The 20,447-nt window shown below is 38.9% G+C and carries 13 protein-coding genes; 9 read left to right on the top strand and 4 right to left on the bottom strand.

Annotated features, from left to right (window positions below; translation table 11 throughout):
• Positions 1–22 precede the first annotated feature (22 nt).
• Positions 23–4,858 carry a M36 family metallopeptidase gene (locus ACYVFA_RS25400; protein ID WP_460474667.1) on the top strand — a complete coding sequence of 1,612 codons (4,836 nt, stop codon included), beginning with the start codon at positions 23–25 and terminating at the stop codon, positions 4,856–4,858.
• Positions 4,859–5,078: 220 nt separating this feature from the next.
• On the opposite strand, the gene ACYVFA_RS25405 is transcribed toward ACYVFA_RS25400, so the two are convergent.
• Positions 5,079–6,065, bottom strand: a complete 987-nt coding sequence (locus ACYVFA_RS25405; RefSeq protein ID WP_460474668.1) for a bifunctional helix-turn-helix transcriptional regulator/GNAT family N-acetyltransferase — start codon at positions 6,063–6,065, stop codon at positions 5,079–5,081.
• 82 nt (positions 6,066–6,147) lie between these two features.
• Here ACYVFA_RS25405 and ACYVFA_RS25410 point away from each other — a divergent pair, with 82 nt between their 5' ends.
• Positions 6,148–6,663: a GNAT family N-acetyltransferase gene (locus tag ACYVFA_RS25410; RefSeq protein WP_460474669.1), complete on the top strand. Its 516-nt coding sequence runs from the start codon at positions 6,148–6,150 to the stop codon at positions 6,661–6,663.
• A 2-nt stretch (positions 6,664–6,665) separates the two neighbouring features.
• Here the strand turns inward: ACYVFA_RS25410 and ACYVFA_RS25415 are convergent, their stop codons facing one another.
• A complete protein-coding gene (locus tag ACYVFA_RS25415; RefSeq protein WP_460474670.1) occupies positions 6,666–7,238 on the bottom strand; it encodes a pentapeptide repeat-containing protein in 573 nt (190 codons plus the stop codon).
• A 7-nt stretch (positions 7,239–7,245) separates the two neighbouring features.
• The gene (locus ACYVFA_RS25420) at positions 7,246–7,992 is read right to left on the bottom strand and encodes a TrmH family RNA methyltransferase (protein WP_460474671.1); all 747 of its coding nucleotides are present in this window, start codon (positions 7,990–7,992) and stop codon (positions 7,246–7,248) included.
• A gap of 13 nt (positions 7,993–8,005) precedes the next feature.
• On the opposite strand from ACYVFA_RS25420, the gene tamL reads away from it, so the two are divergent.
• Entirely contained in the window at positions 8,006–10,513 is a 2,508-nt protein-coding gene (tamL, locus tag ACYVFA_RS25425) for a BamA/TamA family outer membrane protein (RefSeq protein WP_460474672.1), read from the top strand.
• A gap of 6 nt (positions 10,514–10,519) precedes the next feature.
• Here tamL and ACYVFA_RS25430 read toward each other — a convergent pair whose 3' ends face one another.
• Complete coding sequence (locus tag ACYVFA_RS25430) at positions 10,520–11,836, bottom strand: transporter permease (RefSeq protein WP_460474673.1); 1,317 nt, start codon at positions 11,834–11,836, stop codon at positions 10,520–10,522.
• A 228-nt stretch (positions 11,837–12,064) separates the two neighbouring features.
• Between ACYVFA_RS25430 and miaB the strand changes: the two genes are divergently transcribed.
• The 6 genes from miaB (at position 12,065) to ACYVFA_RS25460 (ending at position 20,400) form a co-directional block, all read left to right on the top strand.
• The gene (gene miaB, locus ACYVFA_RS25435) at positions 12,065–13,507 is read left to right on the top strand and encodes a MiaB/RimO family radical SAM methylthiotransferase (RefSeq protein ID WP_460474674.1); all 1,443 of its coding nucleotides are present in this window, start codon (positions 12,065–12,067) and stop codon (positions 13,505–13,507) included.
• A 7-nt stretch (positions 13,508–13,514) separates the two neighbouring features.
• Positions 13,515–14,825 (top strand): sigma-54 interaction domain-containing protein, encoded by a 1,311-nt coding sequence (locus ACYVFA_RS25440; RefSeq protein ID WP_460474675.1) that lies wholly within the window; start codon positions 13,515–13,517, stop codon positions 14,823–14,825.
• Between the two features lie 85 nt (positions 14,826–14,910).
• Complete coding sequence (locus ACYVFA_RS25445; RefSeq protein ID WP_460474676.1) at positions 14,911–15,372, top strand: LptE family protein; 462 nt, start codon at positions 14,911–14,913, stop codon at positions 15,370–15,372.
• Positions 15,373–15,545: 173 nt separating this feature from the next.
• On the top strand, positions 15,546–18,389 hold the full coding sequence (carB, locus tag ACYVFA_RS25450) for a carbamoyl phosphate synthase large subunit (RefSeq protein ID WP_460474677.1): 2,844 nt from the start codon (positions 15,546–15,548) through the stop codon (positions 18,387–18,389).
• A 114-nt stretch (positions 18,390–18,503) separates the two neighbouring features.
• Complete coding sequence (locus tag ACYVFA_RS25455; protein WP_460474678.1) at positions 18,504–19,565, top strand: aminopeptidase; 1,062 nt, start codon at positions 18,504–18,506, stop codon at positions 19,563–19,565.
• Positions 19,566–19,611: 46 nt separating this feature from the next.
• On the top strand, positions 19,612–20,400 hold the full coding sequence (locus tag ACYVFA_RS25460; RefSeq protein WP_460474679.1) for a DUF3108 domain-containing protein: 789 nt from the start codon (positions 19,612–19,614) through the stop codon (positions 20,398–20,400).
• Positions 20,401–20,447: the final 47 nt, after the last annotated feature.

Below are 20,447 nucleotides of genomic sequence, written 5' to 3' on the forward strand. Positions count from 1 at the left end.
GAAATCAATTTCAAATTTAACTATGAGAAAAAAACTATTTGCCGTTTGTGTTACACTTTACTGTCTTTTAGGGAGTGTTGCCTATAGTCAGCAAATCAATAATACCCAAATTACTACTGCTAAGAACTATCTGGCAAATAATACAGGAAAGTATAAGTTAACCAAACTTGACATCAACGATATGGCAGTTTCAAGTGCCTATCTTTCACCCTCTACAGGCTGGTATCATATCTATTTCAACCAGACTTACCAGGACATTGAGGTCTTCAATGGAATGTTAAATGTTGCACTGAAAGGCAATGAGGTAATACACGTCGGGAACAGCTTTGTGGAGAACCTGACCTCAAAAATTCCATCCAATACGTTAATACAGCTCCAACCCATTGAAGCATTGCAAAAAGCTGCTGCCAGTAAGAATATGACTATGAGTGCCTTGCAGGCTGTTCAAACCCTGAGTACCTCGCAGCTTCCATCAGGCATTACCAACAAAGCCACTTTTTTTGACAGCCAGTTATCAAACGAAAATATTGAGGTAAAACTATACTGGTTACCAATTGAAAGAAGCGCTGATACTTCAGGAAAAGCGGTTGCGCTGACCTGGAATGTCAGGTTCTCAACTAAAGATTTACAAAACCGATGGAGTATCCATGTTGATGCAAAATCGGGTAGGATATTAGAAACAATTGATGAAGTAATCCATTGTGATTTTGGGGTTCCGCACACGCACGCACAAGAGGAAACAATGCACCATTCAGGCATATTCGATTTCAAAAAAATCAGTATTGCTCCGGTTGACAGTAGCTATAATGTATTTGACATTCCCCTCGAAAGCCCAAATCATGGAAGCAGAACGATTGTTGAAAAACCATATACCCGCTTTGTATCGGCAGGAACAGGCCCGGGTGATACCAATGGCTGGCATCATGATGGAACAACAAGCTACACCACCACCAGAGGAAATAATGTTTGGGCTCAGGAAGACAGGAATCATAATGATGGTACAGGAGCAAGCCCCACTTCTGCCACATTAGAATTTGATTATGATTATTCGCAAGGTGTTTTTACTTCAGGAGCAAATCAGAATGCAGCTATCACGAATCTGTTTTATTGGAATAACCTGATTCATGATGTATTGTACAAATATGGGTTTGATGAGCCCAGTGGGAATTTTCAGAAAGATAATATGGGCAGAGGCGGTGCAGGAAACGATTTTGTATATGCCGATGCACAAGATGGGGGTGGCACAAACAACGCCTATTTTACTACCCCCGTTGATGGTACAAGTGGGCGTATGCAAATGTACCTCTGGAGCAATGCCGGAGGCTATCAGCCTGATGGCGATTTCGATAATGGCATAATAGCGCACGAATATGGGCATGGGTGGTCAATCAGGCTAACCGGTGGGCCGGCAAATAGTAGTTGCCTTAATAACTCCGAGCAAGGTGGAGAAGGGTGGAGTGATTACCTGGCATTGATGCTTACTACCAACTGGTCATCCCTTAGCCCAAATCTTGCCAGTGCCAATATTTCAAGAGGAATAGGCACTTATGCATTAGGGCAAACTACAACTGGTGTAGGTATTCGCACATATCCCTATTCGTATGATATGGCAAACGTTAACCCTTTAGTAACTTATGGCAGAGTAGGAGACCTTAATTATCGTATTCCGCATGCGATAGGCTCAATCTGGGCGACCATGCTTTGGGATATGACCTGGGAGATTATCATGCAGGATAATCAGATAGTAACTGATATTCATAATACAGGTAATCTGGTTGGTAATCTAGCCGCTTTAAAACTAGTCAATGAAGGCTTGCGTTTACAACCCTGTAGCCCGAGTTTTGTACAGGCACGTGATGCGATTCTGGCAGCAGATCAGGCTTTATTCAATGGTCGTTATCGCTGTGCTATCAGTCGTGCTTTTGCCAGAAGGGGGTTGGGCAAATATGCTTCAACAGGAATATCTTCAGATGACCGTGAAGTTTTCGAGGATTTTACACCGATTGTAGAACCCTCATTATCGTCACTCATATCTAATAAGATTTGTTCAAACACCACGTTTTCATACACTGCCACAAGTGCTACTAACGGAGTGTCATTCAGTTGGACACGCCCGGTAGTGGCAGGTATCAGTAATGCGGCATCAAGTGGTAATTCGGCTTCAATCAGTGAAATACTGATTAATACTACCGCTTCGCCTGTTACAGTAACTTATTATTTTTCATTAAATCCTGTAACTACCTGTAGTGGTACACAACCAATTACAGTTATCGTTGCTCCACAGAGTATCCCAACATACCCTTATGCTATATGTAAAGGGGGCACTCTACAAGCCGGCGAGGGTCTGCTGGCTCAAAGTTATACTAATACAATAAGCGGAACTATTACTACAGGCCCTACCTATAAGAGAGGAGACGGAGATGGAATAACTTTTTATAGTGCCAGTGCCGTTGGAACGGCAGTTTACTACAAAACCATAACATTTGTGGCTCAGACAAGTGGTAAGACCTTTTTTGAGATTACCTCAGCCAACTTAACAGGTCAGGGAAAAGATGATACATACCTTACTTTATATCAAACCTTATTTAATCCGGCTTCTCCTGCTACAAACTTTCTGGTTGGAGATGATGATTCAGGTGCCGGCTATAGATCATCGCTGTCCAGAGCTCTGGTGCAAGGCTCAGTTTATGTTTTGGTTGTCAGTACATATGACAATAATGTAACCGGAACATTTACCCTGAAAAGCTCGCAGGATGTATTCGTAAAAGAGAACTTCCAATGGTATGCAAACCCATCCGGAGGAACTTCATTAGCAGCAGGCGCTGTTTTCAATCCTGTGGGTGTACCCGGATCTGGCCTGCCTAATACTTCAACCGTAGGTGCTACTACTTTTTATGTGGCAGAAACTAACCTGTCTGATTGCCGTACGCCCGTTACCTTTACTATCACTCCGCCACAACAAGGACCTCCGATTACAACCAATGGATTACTTTGTGAAGGTGGTGCAGTTACTTTAACCCCAAACGTTGTAAAAGACAATGCACTTTCATTCACAAAAGCCACCAGTCAGTATGTCACAGTTCCGCATAGTTCGAGTATTAATCTGGGAGCTACTTTCACCATGGAGGCCTGGGTAAATTATTCGGGGATTAATAGCACCATTATAGATAAAGGCGACTATGACTTTTTATGGTCATTAAATGCCAATGGCAATAATAACAAGATGGGGTTTTTTAATAAAAATACGACATGGGTTTACTCCACAGCCCCTGTTCCGGAGAATATCTGGACCCACGTAGCCATTACGCTCAATAACGGAACGCTCACCTTTTATATTAACGGAATTGCTTCAGGAACAGGTAGTGTGACAATTGCACAGGATATTGAAGCCATGAATATCGGCCGACAACAACCAACCTCCTGTCAGTGTAATCATTTTAACGGCACAATGGATGAATTACGGATATGGAACATAGTAAGAACACAAACCCAGATTAAGGAGAATACGTCAGCCTCTATTGCCAATAATAGTGCCGGATTGGTGGCGTATTATAAATTTGATGAAGGTACAGGCACAACCACGGCAGATGCCACAGGCAATGGTAACAATGGAACGTTAGTAAACAGTCCGGGCTGGCAGAGTATATTTACGACCTATGCGTGGTCTCAGGGTGGCGCAACAACCCCGGGCATAACTGTTGCATCGGCCGGAACTTATAGTGCCACACTAACAAAGACCTATGGTTGTCCGACTTTATCAAGCATTGCCGTCACAACTGTTGCACTACCGGCACCACCAGCACCCACTGTTACACCTGCCGGCCCATTAGCACTCTGTAATGGAGCGCCTGTTACCTTAAACTCAAATATAGCCAGTAACAATTCGCTCTCATTTGTAAAAGCTAATAGCCAGTATCTTACTGTTCCGCATAGTGCCAGTATTAATCTGGGTACTACTGCTACCATAGAAGCCTGGGTGAATTATTCAGGAACAAACGTTACAATTATTGATAAGGGCGATTATGACTTTTTATGGTCATTAAATGCCAATGGCAATGCCAATAAAATGGGTTTCTACCAGAAAAACCCTCATACATGGTTCTATTCTACCGCTTCCGTTCCCGAAAATACGTGGACTCATGTAGCTATTACCCTAAGTGGTGGGACACTCACATTTTATATCAACGGAGTTGCTTCCGGAACAGCCACTACAGGATTTTTACAGGATACGGGAGAAATGAATATTGGCCGACAACAGCCAACTTACTGCCAGTGTAATCATTTCAATGGCACGATGGATGAACTAAGGTTATGGAACATAGCCAGAACACAAGCTGAATTACAGGCTAACAGAAACACTACCATTGCCACCAATAGCACCGGGCTGGTGGCGTATTATAAATTTGATGAAGGCACAGGCACAACCACAGCAGACGCCACCACTAATAATAATCACGCAACTTTTGTGAATAGCCCAACCTGGCAAGTGCCGTCTACGTCGCCTATAAATGCGGTAGTCTGGTATCCCGGTCGGGAAACAACTCCGAGCATAACCGTTACAACGCCCGGAACCTACTCAGTAAGCATTATCGATAGTTATGGTTGTGCAAATGCAGCAACTACGGTTGTAAGTTTTGGTTCTGTTGCAGCATCAGAAACCCTCTCAAGCCCAACAGACGATTATACATCTGGAATTATTCTGAAAACTGCTTCAAGTGTAAACGGAAAGATAAGTGCAACCAATAAAATTACAGGCACTGCCAATGTCAGCTATAAAGCAAAGAACATGGAATTGAATCCAGGCTTTAAGGCCGATAATGGAACGGTTTTTCTGGCTGAAATTGGTGGATGCAATTGATAGTAAAGATTAAATCAGGGAATTAGTATCAGTCAATTGTGCTAATTCCCTTTACCATTCCGAATAATATATTCTAAACCCAAACTAACTTTATAACATTTTTCCATGAAACAAATTTTTCTCTTAATTTACTTACTTGCCTATATAAATTATGTGGCTATGGAATTGAATGGAAACTTTTATGAGGGAGCAGGCTTTTCAGGTACAATTGGTGTTAGTATTAACCCTTAGATAGAATCAGCCGATAGATTTTTAATGTAATGCCCTTAGGCAAAATGTAATTATCAGGCACTAAATCATTACTGATTAAATCAAAACCATTGCGTTCATAAAAACGATGAGCCGCATGAGTAACCAATGGAGTATCCAGTAAAATTTCCTTGAATTGCTGTTGCTTCGCTTCTTTTACCAAAATTTCAAATAATTTCTGAGCTAAACCCAGAGTTTTGCCCCTATATTCTTTTTTGATAAACATTTTCCTTAATACAGACTGTTCACTATTCAATCGTTCTAAACCAATAGTGCCAACAACCTCATCTCTATTGTTAGTAGCAACCCAAAGCCAATTGCCTTTATCATTATAAAATGCTTTTAGGTTATGTAAATCGGGTTGCCTTTGAGCAGTTAGCCCTAAATTAAACTCACCATTCTGGATAGACAATACCATATCTTCTACCTGTTGCTGGTATTTTTCATCGAAAAGCTTTATTTCAAGTTGGTTGTCTTTCATTTCCTTAAAAGTCTCATAGTATTGTTTTTTGAAATCATTATTATCAAGAAAATGCTCAAATTCTTCCAAAGCCTTAAGAATATTCTGTTGAGATGCACGAATAATCTTAGCGTTATTTTCCCTGAAACTCACCCACATTTCTTCTAATTGAGGTAAATTCTGCCAGGCTTTTTCAGTCAGTTTTAAGTGTCTTTTGCGGGCATCCTGCCCAGATTTCTCTGATTCTATCCAACCTGCCTTTTCCATTTCTTTAGCTATCTGAATCACTCCAGGGTGACTAATATTCAAAATCTCGGCAATCTCCATAATCCCTTTTTCTCCTTCTTTACTCAATAAATAAAATAGAGGAAACCACTTCGACTCAAAGTCTACACCAGAATTCCTATATATTTCCGAAACCGATTTCATCATCCGGTCGCTTAGCCGTTTTAAACGGCTGCCAAGTGCCAAGGCACCTAAATCTGATATTAAATCCATAATAGGTAATTAATTACGTAATTAGTTACGCAAATATTTGGAGAATAAATTTATAATGCAAATTTTTGCAGAAAAATAAAGAATGATGGAAATTATAAACGCTACAATTGACGATTTAGACACCTTAATGAGCCTATACGATAGCGCCATTGCACATCAAAGAGCAGTGAGTGAATTAGTATGGAAAGGCTTTGATAAAGCAATGGTATTGAAAGAAATTGAAGAGAATCGCCAATGGAAAATAATAATTGACGGAGAAGTAGCCTGTGTTTTTATGACCGCCTTTAACGACCCCGACATCTGGGATGAAAAAGACAAAGATTCAGCAGTTTATGTGCACCGCATTTCTACAAATCCTGATTTCAGGGGTAGGGGATTTGTGAAATTGATTACCGATTGGTCAATCAATTTTGCTAAAACTAATCAAATAGATTATGTTAGATTAGATACCTGGCAGGATAATGCCAAGCTGCATCAGATTTATCTGAATGCTGGCTATACCTACGTCGGTATAAAGCAAATAATTCCGACAGGCGGTCTTCCTATGCATTATTGGGGAGTAACTTTAGGGCTATTCGAAATCAAAGTTGCGGAATAGTTTTACCCGATCGAAATATTATATTTATCCAATAAGCCAATCACACCCTGCAAAGAGAATTTAGCTTTTTTAAGCTTGTTTCTTTCAGGATCTATTGAATAATTGTAAGCAGTCCTGAAATCAGCCTTTTCCAGATTAGTATTGTTGAAATTGCTTCTTGTTAAATCAGAGGTATCAAAGATGGCGCTACTTAAATCAGCATCTGAAAAATCTACTTCATGAATCGTACAATCCTTGAATCTAGTCTTTTTAAGATTCAATTTTTGAAAGGTAGAAAGATTAAGCAGGCAGTTTTCAAAATTTACTTCAAAAAGAAAAGGATTGCACTGGTCGAAATGTATACCCAACAATTTGCAGGAGTTAAATCTTACACCCTTAAATGAAGTACTTCTCACTTGAGCCAGACTCAAATTACAGTCTTTAAATACACAGTCTGAAAAAATATAGCCTGATAAATGCACCTCAGCAAAATTACAATTGCTGAACGCACAGTTTTCATATTCACCCCTGGCCAGTGTAGTGGCCACAAAATCAACTTTATCAAAAGAGAGATCTTCAAAATAGGCTTTATTCATAACAGGATTATTTTCTTCTCATTAAGTTATCTAAAACAATAGCTGTGGCGATGCCTACATTCAATGACTCGGCTTGTCCGAATCTTGGAATAGTTACTTTGTTGGTTACAAACTTCTCAACCACCTCTCCAATACCATTCGATTCATTGCCCAAAACAATATAGCCGGCGTCTGGAAAACTGAATTGATGCAGGTTTTCATGATTCAGAAATGTACCAATAATAGCAGGAGTTTGACCCGAAATCTTTTCAAAATAGGCTTGCAAATCAGTATAAAAGGTCTGGATTCTGGTAAATGAACCCATCGAGGCTGCGATGACTTTTGGATTATAAAAATCAACGGTCGTATCAGAGCAAATCACCTTTGTAATGCCATACCAATCAGCAATTCGCAAGATAGTACCTAAATTGCCCGGATCACGAATATCATCTAACACCACAACAAATTCTTTTTCACTGGCTTGAAGATTGACATTTGCCTTCATTTTTACTACTGCTACCGCTGCATCATTGCTTTGCAGGGTACTTATTTTCTCTAATTCTGTCTGAGAAATTTGCTCAACCGATATTTTTTTGAGTTTTTTTTCGTTTTCTTCAAAGAATTTAGACGTACAGAGCAACAACTCAATCTGAAAATCAGAATCCATCAATTCCAGTACACTTTTCGCTCCCTCTACTAAAAAAGCGTGGTGTTCTTGACGATATTTTTTTATTTGTAAGGATTGAACGTATTTTTGTTGCTGCTTAGAAAACATATCAATAGAATTTATGCGTTTTTCTTATTTATCATCAAGACATACCAAGACCCAGAAAGCACAAAGAAATGTCGTGAGTGATAAAATGAAGTACCTGCCTTTATTGTTCCTGCTTTTCTTTTCGTGTTCACGCAAAGTACAGCTGGAGCCAAACGAATATCGTTTGCACAGTCTGGCGTTCAAAGGTAATAAACAAATTTCAACTGAGGAATTAGAGTACCTTATTCCTCCTACACAAAAACCTAATCGTCGGCCTTTTAATCTGCCTATTACTCCCTATGTGGGGCTATATAATTTGGGGAAAACTTTCTATGATTCTGCTAAAATAAAAAAACGTTATGATAGATGGGATGCTAAACTCAAAGCTTTGCCGAGTTCTCCTGAATTTAATGCAGATATAGAAAAAAAGAGAGCAAGATATCAGCGGAAAAAGAATATTTATCAGGATAGATTAGATACCAAAGAAAACTGGTGGATGAAAAACGTGGGCGAACCACCTGCAAAAATCACAGAGGCCGCCATTAAACATACTTCTGAAACGATTCAGAAATATATTTATAATAAGGGCTATTTTGATAATACCGTTGCTTATCAGATAGATTCGGTTAGTAATAAGAGAGGAATAAAACTGACTTATTCGGTTGAAGAAAAAAACGCCTATTATATTGATAGCATTACGTATGATATCAAGGATCCTCGCGTCGATAGTATTATTAAAGTTACCATGGCTTCTACCATGATAAAGCAGGGAGCGCATATAGACATGAATAATATTACCTTGGAAAAGGGTAGGATAGAGCTGCTTCTGAAAGACGAAGGCTATTATAATTTTATCGCCAAAAACTATATATCAACTGAAATTGATACGACCGATTATATCAAACGTAATTATCGGGTAAATGTAAAAATGCTGATAAGAAACCCTGTTGCCAGAAATCAGCATGAGCAATTTCATTTTGAATCGGTAAACTTTATCTCTGCTGACCCCTCAAATGATCCGACAGTTGGAGGAGATACCACCCAAATAACTTATAGCGGCATTAATTATACTTTTATTGGTAAAAGATTCCCAACAAGACTTTTGGATAAAAAAATACTGATTCGCCCGAATCAGCTTTTCAGAGTTTCGGTAGTAAATGAAACAAACCGGCAACTCTACGGCCTTGATCAGTTTGCTTTTGCCAATATTAAGTTTACACAATTGCCTGATAATAGGCTGCGTACAGATATTATTGCCCCAACAAACCCTAAGTATACCTCCTCTTACAACTTCGATGTTAATAACATTAATGGAATTCTCGGAGGTGGAGCCAATGTGTCATTAAGGGCAAGAAACCTGTTAAGTGCCTTAGAAACGACTGAATTAGGGATTAGAGCCAATTTGGAAGGACAACCAGGACTAGATACAACCGTTCAACGAAGCCGTGAATTGGGGGCAAATCTGGCTTTTAACTTCCCGAAAATTATTTTCTTTAATAAAGTATCCAATAGCTTAAGCCTGAAAAGTCCACGTACTCAAGTGGCTTTGAGTTATAATAATTCGGCCCAACAATTGTATCGTAGACAGGTTTTTAGATTAACCGGTAATTACTCATGGTTAAAATCAAAATATGAAACTATTCAGATTTCTCCATTCGATATTAATCTGATTAATACCCCTTATAAAAGTTATGCCTTTGATTCAATCCTGACATCAGAAGCAGCACGTGGCAATAACCTGAAAGTATTATTTGATCCGCAATTCGTTTCGAGTATCAACGCCACCTATATTTTCAATAATCAGGAGCAGGGAAAAAATATCAGAGCTAAATATCTGAGGATTTTCATAGAATCAGGTGGAACAACGCTTAATTTTTTTCCGGATAAAAATAAAATCAAATTCATTGACCGGTTATTTCCACTAGATACCATTCAGCGGGCGTATTTCAGATTTTTAAAAGTCAATATAGATTTCAGAAAATATTTCCCAATCAATGCCCGCGACTCGTGGGCTTATCGGGTGAATGTAGGCGTAGCGCATCCTTATGGAGATAATCAGGCTCTACCATTCGAAAAAAACTTTTTTATTGGCGGCCCTAATAGTATCCGAGCATGGCGACCACGCTCTTTAGGCCCAGGCTCAGCACAAGGGGTAACCGTTGGGAACCGTTTCTTCCAGCAACCGGGTGATATTCTCTTAGAAGGAAGTATAGAATATCGCAAGTATATGTTCCGATTCATCGGTAACTGGAACGCAGGCTTGTTTATTGATGCTGGGAACGTCTGGAAATGGTACCAGATTTCATCCAAATACAATGAGGCTAATTTTGCCTGGAACAGGTTTTATAAAGAATTCGCAGTAGGTACAGGCGCTGGTATTCGTCTGGATTTAGACTACTTTGTTGCCCGTTTTGATTGGGGGGTAAAAGTAATAGACCCTTCTAGGGAAGAGGGTGATCGTTTCGTGTTGAATAAAACCAGATTAGGCAGGAATAACGAATACTATCCTGTGTTCCACTTCGCTATTGGTTATCCTTTTTAAGTCGATTTATCCGATAAACGCATTCAATGCCATTACGCCAGCCAGTCCTGATACAGAAACCAATGTTTCCATAATAGACCAGGTTTTCAATGTTTCGGTCATAGAAAGCTGAAAATATTCTCTGAAAAGCCAGAAGCCCGCATCATTTACATGAGAAAACATCATGCTCCCTGCACCAATACTCAATACCATCAGGTGCGGTTCAGTATGGGTAGAAGCCAATAACGGTGCAACAAATCCGGCAGTAGTAATACCCGAAACAGTAGAAGAACCCACCGCCACACGTATGATAGCCGCCATTCCCCAGGCTAAAATCAACGGATGCAAAGAAGATGCCTGCATCATGGAAGCAATAGATTGATTGACACCTCCGTCGGTCAAAACCTGTTTCAAAGCTCCGGCACCACCAAAAATAAGGAACAACATTGCTACTTCTTTAATTGAGTCTCCTAATAAATTTGTTACTTCTCCCATCGTTTTATTTTGCTTAATACCTAAAGCATAAGAAGCAAACAAGACCGAAATAAACATACTCACAATCGGATCTCCCACAAAAGTCAGTAGCTGATGCATGAATGATCCCTTAGGAAAATAGGGAAGAATAATGGTAGAAATGCTAATCAACAGAATAGGTAAGAGTACTGAAATAAAACTCATAAAAGTAGAAGGCATTTCATCATCTTTTAGCTCAGGCGCAATAAAAGCCTTATTCGGTAAGGTGAGATATTTTTTTAAAGTACTCCCAAACAAGGCACCCGAAACCAATATTGCCGGAATAGCCACTATGATGCCATAAAACAGTGTCAAGCCCATATCAACTTCAAATTGTTTCACAATAGCTAAAGGAGCAGGATGGGGTGGGAGATAACCTTGCGTAACCGAGAGAGAAGCTAACATGGGTATACCAATGTAAACCGCAGGCAATTTATATCTATACGAAACTGTGATAACCAAAGGAGCCAGAAGCATAAAGCCCACTGAATAAAAAAGTGGTAGCCCAACAATAAAACCTGTTATCATAAAAGCCCAGCGAACATAGCCCGTGCCGATAATCTCCATCATTTTGGTTGAAATCCGTTGGGCTGCGCCGCTTTGCGCTACGAGTTTACCTAGCATAGCCCCCAAGGCAATAATTGAAACGATAGAACCGAGTGTTCCGCCAATACCTTGCTGAACTGCCGTTAATATTTTTTCCGGGGGCATTTGTAAAGCTAAGCCTACACCTAATGTAACTACTAAAAAAGAAAGAAATGTATGAAGTTTGAAATAAGAAATGAGCAAAATCAATACAATAAGCCCAATAATAGTAATGAGCAAAGGCATAAGGGCAACAGGTTATAAGGTTGAATGTGCAGCAAATTACAAAGGATTATTGAAAATAGATAGAGGTAAAAGAGGGATAGCATCTGTTTAAGAATAATTAATTAATTTTTTTCTGACAATCTGTCAGTATTGTAGTAAATTTGTGTCTTAATTGTGCAAGTCGATTAACCGGAATAAGAACTTTATTTTTGTCGATTGAGTTGTGTTTGATAAATCAAGGTAATAATCATGAGTTTAGTAACAAGCAGATTAGAAATTCTGAAAGAAGAAGATAAGAAAGATTTAGATGTAGCACGTGTGAGTGTGGACGAAGAAAGCAATAGCAAACGCAAGCTATATATAGAAAGCTATGGATGCCAGATGAATTTTGCGGATAGCGAAATTGTAGCATCTATATTAAGAGAAAATGGTTTTGCGACTACTTCTAAAATAGAAGAAGCAGAATTGATTTTACTGAATACTTGTGCTATCCGTGAGAATGCCGAGCAAAAGGTCAGAAATCGCCTGCAACACCTGGTGCCTATGAAGAAAAAACGCCAGAATGTAAAAATTGGCGTATTAGGCTGTATGGCAGAGCGTTTGAAAACCAAGTTTCTGGAAGAAGAGAAAATCGTAGACATGGTAGTAGGCCCTGATGCCTACCGTGATTTACCCAATTTGATTAACGAAGTAGAAGACGGCCAAAAAGCCGTAAACGTATTTCTATCAAGAGAAGAGACCTATGCCGATATCACACCTATCCGCTTAGATTCAAACGGTGTTACTGCTTTCATCAGCATTATGCGTGGTTGTGATAATATGTGTAGCTTCTGCGTAGTGCCTTATACTCGTGGACGTGAAAGAAGTCGTGACCCGTTCTCGATTGTTAAAGAAGCCACTGAACTTTTTGAGCAAGGCTACAGAGAAGTTACTCTTTTAGGCCAAAACGTAGATTCATACAAATGGAAAGGCGTGAATGGGGACCTTAATACCACCACCTTTGCTAATTTGCTGGAAATGGTAGCTTCAATCAATCCAGACCTACGCATCCGTTTCTCCACTTCTCACCCAAAAGACATTACAGATGAGGTGCTTTATGCGATGAAAAAGCATGAAAACGTTTGTAAATATATTCACTTGCCGGCACAAAGTGGTAGCAGTCGTATTCTTGACCTGATGAACCGTACTTATGACCGCGAATGGTACATGGGTAAGATTGATAGAATCCGCGAGATTCTGGGCGAAGAATGTGGTATCTCACAAGATATGATTACAGGTTTCTGTACTGAAACAGAAGAAGATCATCAGGACACACTTTCATTGATGGATTACGTAAAATATGACTATGGTTATATGTTTGCCTATTCTGAAAGACCAAATACTCCTGCAGCTAAAAAATTGACTGATGATATACCTGCCGATGTAAAAAACAGACGTCTGACAGAAGTTATTGCCAAACAACAATTGCACTCATTAGAGCGTAATCAATTAGCCATAGGTAAAGTGCATAAGATTTTAGTAGAAGGTTTCTCAAAACGTTCTGCAGAACACTTATGTGGTAGAAATGACCAGAATAAAATGGTGGTTTTCCCAAAAGAGAATTTCAAGAAAGGCGATTACGTAAACGTATTGGTAACTGAGTGCACCGCAGCAACTTTGATAGGCAAGGCAGTGGAAGAAGTTTTAGCTTAGAATTATAATGACCAACAACGCAGAAATACAATCAGTCAAGAATCGGTTCGGAGTCATTGGCAATGCGCCTGCATTGAATTATGCCCTGAGTATTGCCGTACAAGTAGCCCCAACCGACCTGACTGTCCTGATAACCGGAGAGAGTGGGAGTGGAAAGGAATCGTTTTCAAAAATAATCCATGCACTAAGTTCACGAAAACATGGGCCATTTATAGCTATCAACTGTGGAGCTATTCCTGAAGGAACTATTGACTCAGAGCTATTCGGACACGTAAAAGGCTCTTTTACAGGTGCTATCGACGACCGTAAAGGTTACTTTGAAACCACTAATTCTGGTACAATATTCCTCGATGAGATAGCTGAGTTACCGATAGGCACGCAAGCCCGTTTATTGCGTGTATTAGAGAATGGCGAATTTATTCCGGTAGGCTCTTCTAAAGTAAAGAAAACAGACGTAAGGGTAGTTGCGGCAACGAATGTCAATCTGATTGATGCGGTTGAAAAAGGTAGATTCAGAGAAGATTTATATTATCGCTTAAATACAGTTCCTATATACGTGCCACCGTTACGCGAGCGTGGATACGATATTGACCTGCTTTTTAGAAAATTCTCCTACGATTTCGCCGAAAAAAATCATATTCAGCCCATTGAGCTAACAGAAAGTGCTACGCAATTATTGATGAATTTCCGCTTTCCGGGCAATATTCGTCAGCTAAAAAATATTGCAGAGCAAATTACCATTCTGGAAACCGATAGATTGGTGTCAGCCGAAGTCTTGACTAAATACCTTCCCCGTGAACAATCAAGTGGCTTGCCTACCTTGCTGAAAGGCATGAATGGTGGGGTTGACAGTGGTATTTCAGAAAGAGATTTATTATATAAAGTACTCTTTGATATGCGGAAAGACATGACTGATTTGAAGAAATTGGTTCTGTCATTAATGCAAGGCGGGCAGATAAATCCTGAAATGATGAAACAACATAGCGACTTGTTTAATGGCATTCATCAGGATGAAAGTGTTGCACTTGTACCTCAGAATATGTATGGCCCGGTAGCGAGCCCATTTCAGCCATATCAACCAGTTGACGAAAATGGATTTATCAAGATTGACGAAATTCAGGACGATAGAAATAATATAGAAGATATTTCGCATGAGACGGAGGAAGATTCGTTTTCATTAGAGAGGCAGGAAAAAGAAATGATTATTAAAGCTTTGAAGAAAAATGGCTTTAAACGTAAATATGCAGCATCTGACCTGGGCATTTCTGAAAGAACATTATATAGAAAAATCAAGCAATACGATATTGAAGATGAATAACATAGGATTAAACACAAACAAAGATAAATTTGGTGTAGTAGCAAAAAGGTGTTTAGTTCTGTCGCTTTTTTTATGTTCTGCACTAATGCTTGATTCATGCAAAATCTATTCTTTTACGGGTACAACTCTTTCGAGCGATTTAAAAACTATCACGATTCAAACTTTTGTGATGAACACCGCCGGTGGCCCTGCCAACCTTACCTTGACTTTCACCGAAAAACTAAAAGAATATTATCAGCGTAATACCAGTCTGAAATTAAAACCCAATGATGGAGATTTATTTTTAGAAGGTTCAATTACTGGTTATGAACTTACTCCGGTAGCTGCTACCGCAAGTGATAAAGCTGCGCTTAACAGATTAACCATCAGAATAGAAGTAAGGTTTGTAAATTCAAAAAGCGAGGATGATAGTTTTGAAAAAGAATATTCTTTTTATCAGGACTTCCCGCAAGAACAAACATTGGCTCAGGTAGAAGGCTCATTAGTGCCTAAAATCCTTGACCAATTGGTATTAAATGTCTTCAACGATACTGCTGCACAGTGGTAAAATCTATCTTTTAGACTTTGGCAAAAGACTTAATGAAGATTGCTGTTTAATGAGATATTTTTATCTTTTTTTTGCACTTTTCTAAGGTATTTTTAAGTTTTCAATGATAGAATCAAAAATCTGTACTAACTTTGTTCTTCGATTAACGAATCGAAACCCCTTCACAAAAAAAAATGCCAAAAAATCTCAATATTAAGTCAGTTCTTATCATAGGCTCAGGCCCCATTGTCATAGGTCAGGCGTGTGAATTTGATTACTCCGGCTCTCAAGCAGCAAGATCAATAAAGGAAGAAGGTATTGAAGTGAGTTTGATTAACTCAAATCCGGCAACTATCATGACGGATCCTATCAATGCTGATTATGTTTATCTGAAACCACTGGAGAAAAAATCTATCGTAGAAATTCTGGAAAAACACCGCGCAATGGGTAAACCAATTGACGCCGTTTTACCAACTATGGGCGGACAAACTGCATTGAACCTTGCCATTGATTGTGATAAAAGTGGTGTTTGGAAAAAATACAATGTGCAGATTATTGGTGTTGACATCAAAGCCATTGAGACAACCGAAGATCGTGAGAAGTTCAGACTAAAAATGCTTGAGCTAGGCGTAGGCGTATGTAAAGGCCGTACTGCCCGTTCATTCCTGGAAGGAAAAGAAATCGCACAGGAAATAGGATTCCCATTGGTTATTCGTCCATCATTTACCCTAGGTGGAACTGGTGGTGGATTTGTAAATAATCCTGAAGATTTTGATAAAGCGCTTAACCATGGCTTACATGCTTCACCAGTACACGAAGTATTGGTTGAGCAATCAATCATGGGTTGGAAGGAATATGAGTTAGAGTTATTGCGCGACAATAAAGGTAATATCGTTATTATCTGTACCATCGAGAACTTCGATCCGATGGGTATTCATACAGGAGACTCAATTACAGTTGCTCCTGCCATGACATTGCCAGACACCATTTACCAGAAAATGCGTGATATGGCAATCAAGATGATGAACGGAATCGGACAGTTTGCAGGTGGTTGTAATGTTCAGTTCTCATTGCATCCTGATACAGACGAGATTATTGCTATCGAAATTAATCCTCGTGTAAGCCGTTCATCGGCGCTGGCTTCAAAAGCTACTGGTTATCCGATTGCCAAGATTGCCGCAAAAATGGCGATTGGGTATAATCTTGATGAGTTAATTAACCCGATTACAGGAAGTACTTCAGCGTTTTTCGAACCAGCCATCGACTACGTAATCGTAAAAGTACCACGTTGGAACTTCGATAAATTTCAGGGTGCTGACCGTTCGTTAGGCTTACAGATGAAATCGGTAGGTGAAACGATGGGTATCGGCCGTAATTTTCAGGAAGCGCTTCAAAAAGCTTGTCAATCATTAGAAATCCGTCGTAATGGTTTAGGTGCAGATGGCAAAGAATTGAGAGATCAGGATGCATTGAAGAAATCATTAGCCAATCCATCATGGAATCGTTTATTCCATATTTATGATGCTTTCAAAGCCGGGCTTTCTTTCAAAACTATACAGAATCTTACCAAAATAGATAAATGGTTCTTACGTCAGATTGAGGAATTGATATTGCTGGAAAAAGAAATGGAGCAATTCTCAATTGATGATATAGACAAAGATTTACTATTAACAGCCAAGCAAAAAGGCTATGCTGACCGTCAGATTGCCCATATTCTGAATTGTAAAGAAAGTCAGGTTTTCAATAAGAGAAATGCTTTAGGTATTAAGCGCGTGTATAAATGCGTTGATACCTGCTCGGCAGAGTTTGAAGCAAAAACACCATATTATTACTCTACTTTCAACGTTGATCAGGAAAATCCTGAAAATGAGTCGGTAAGTTCGAACAGAAAGAAAGTATTGGTATTGGGCTCAGGCCCTAACCGTATCGGGCAAGGTATTGAGTTTGATTACTCTTGTGTGCATGGTGTATTAGCAGCTAAAGAATGTGGTTACGAAACCATCATGCTGAACTGTAATCCTGAAACTGTATCAACAGACCCTGATATTGCAGATAAATTATACTTTGAGCCAGTATTCTGGGAGCATGTATATGATTTGATTCAACACGAAAAACCGGAAGGTGTAATTGTACAGTTAGGTGGACAAACTGCCCTGAAAATGGCAGAAAAACTAACTAAATATGGTATCAAAATCATAGGTACTTCTTACGATGCGCTTGATTTAGCAGAAGACAGAGGTCGATTCTCTGAAAGATTAAGAGAACTTGATATTGCTTACCCTTTATTTGATACGGTTCGTAGTGCAGATCGCGCGGTTGAAGTTTCTCGTGAACTAGGCTTCCCTCTATTGGTTCGTCCAAGTTATGTACTAGGCGGACAAAGCATGAAAATTGTTATCAACGAGCAGGAATTAGAGCAACACGTGGTTAAAATCCTGAACGATATTCCTGACAACAATATCCTGATAGACCATTTCCTTGAAAATGCAATAGAGGCAGAGGCTGATGCTATCTGTGATGGAGAAGATGTATATATCATCGGTATCATGGAGCATATTGAGCCTGCAGGTATCCACTCAGGAGACTCTTATGCGCTTTTACCAACGTTTGATTTAAGCGAAAATGTGATTGCTCAGATAGAGGAATACACGAAGAAAATTGCCGTAGGTTTAAATACGGTAGGATTAATCAATATCCAGTTTGCGATTAAAGATGAGAAGGTATATGTAATTGAAGCAAATCCAAGAGCATCTCGTACAGTACCCTTCATCTGTAAAGCTTACCGTGAGCCTTATGTAAATTATGCAACTAAGGTGATGCTAGGAGAGAAAAAAGTAAAAGATTTTAATTTCAATCCTCATAAAGAAGGTTATGCCATTAAAATCCCTGTTTTCTCGTTCAGCAAATTCCCGAATGTGAATAAAGAACTAGGGCCTGAGATGAAATCGACAGGTGAAGGTATTTACTTCATCGACGATTTAACAGATGATTTCTTCCTGAAAGTTTATGCTGAAAGAAATCTCTATTTAAGCAGATAATATTAAGAAATAGATAAATATAAAGCCATTCTGAACAGAGTGGCTTTTATTTTTGTTTATTAGTCTGAGTATAGTTTTCTTTATAGAAAATAAGAGATTCAATTATATTGCAATATGTGGCTTGGTTTTAAAAAGTTTATCAAATACTTTTTTCTTGTATTCTTCATCCTACTGGTAGGCTTTATTGCGTTCAATTTCGATGCTGCCGCTTATGGCTTTCGTCAGGCAAAAGGCCAGTTAAAAATCATTTTTAATACGCGTCCGGTAAAAGAGGTGATGGCAGACAAAACCTTCCCCGACTCTTTAAAGAAACGGATTGAATTGATTCAGGAAATTAAAAAATTCGCAGTTGATTCTTTGGGTTTAAATCCTTCCGAAAACTATACCACATTTTATAATCAACATGGCAAACCTATTTTATGGGTAATGACTGCCTGTGAACCTTTTGAGCTGAAAGCAAAAAAATGGCATTTCCCGATTGTAGGTACTTTTAGTTATAAAGGACATTTTGAAAAAGAATTGGCTGATAAGGAAATAGGGGAACTGAAAAAACAAGGCTTTGATACACAATTGAACGAGGTTTCAGCCTGGAGTACTTTAGGTTATCTGAAAGATCCGATTCTGAGTTCTATGCTTTATTATTCTGATGCCAGATTAGCATCATTGATTATTCATGAACTCACACATGGAACGCTTTTTGTGAAAAATAACCTGGAGTTCAATGAGAATCTGGCTGATTTCATTGGAGAATATGGAGCTATCAGATTTTTAGCCTATAAATATGGCAGGGATTCAGAAGAGTTGAGAAAATATGAGCGCTCAAAGATGTTTAGTGATGCTTACACAAAACACCTGATCAGGGGAGCAAAAAAATTGGATAATTTGTATCATAGTTTTAATAAAAGCTTAACAATCAGCCAGAGAACTTCCCTTAAATTTGATTTGATAGGAAAAATAATAAGTTCAACTGATACGTTGATGAAAGGAGAAATGCAATCACTCAGAAAGAATCGCAGACGAACTTCCGAGGTAAATAATGCTTATTTTATTGGCTATCTCACATATCAGAGCAAGCAAAATCAGTTTGAAGAAGAGTTTAAAACTAAATTCAATCAGGATTTTAAAAAATACCTGACATATCTTAAAAAGGAGTATCCAAGTAGTATTGTTTTTTGATATTGGCATATTTTTTTAGTTATATCTTTTGTTTAGCCTAGTTTAGATGAAATATCTTGTAAAAATATTGACTGTTTGTTTTTTATTCGTTGCCTCATCATTTGTGGTAGGAGATACGTATCGCTTTATACCTAATACAAGTTTTAAGGCGGGAGAATACTTTGAGTATAAAATAAAGTACGGTATACTGCCCGTAGGTGAAGCAACAGTTGAAGTAAGCCCACAGATTTATTCTGTCAATAACCGCGCATGTTTCCGGATTAATGTTTTTGGTCGTACCACTGGTTTAACAGACCTTTTTCATATCAGAAATACCTATCGCTCTTATCTTGATACCTCTGCTATTTTGCCGCAAAAATTCCTGATGAGTTTGCAGGAAAACAATTATAAAAAAGATCAGGTCATTCTTTTTGATCACGCGGCCAACTCTGCAATGCGAGAACAGAACAATGAAAAGAAGGCATTTGATCTGCCCAACAATATCCACGATGTGGTTTCGGGTTATTATTTCTTACGTACCTTAGATTTTTCAAAAATGAAGGTGGGCGAAAGTGTGGCCGCACCGATGTTTTTCGACGATCAAATCTACCAGATGAAAGTGAAATTTAATGGTAGGGGCGTAGTAAAAACCAGATTCGGTAAGATTGATGTACTTAAACTAACGCCAATTTTACCACAGAACGAAATGTTTAAAGGTGAAGATGCTATCAGAATCTGGGTATCTGATGATAGAAACCGAGTACCCATCAGAATAGAGCTTGAGTTCCCAATTGGTAGTGCCAGCATGGAAATCAAAGGCTACAAGCATACCCGCTACAATTTTGAGTGGCGCTAAAGCTGCTAATATCTGATAAATTAGATAGATAAAATAATTGTTCTGAC

Source organism: Emticicia fontis (genome assembly GCF_054779675.1).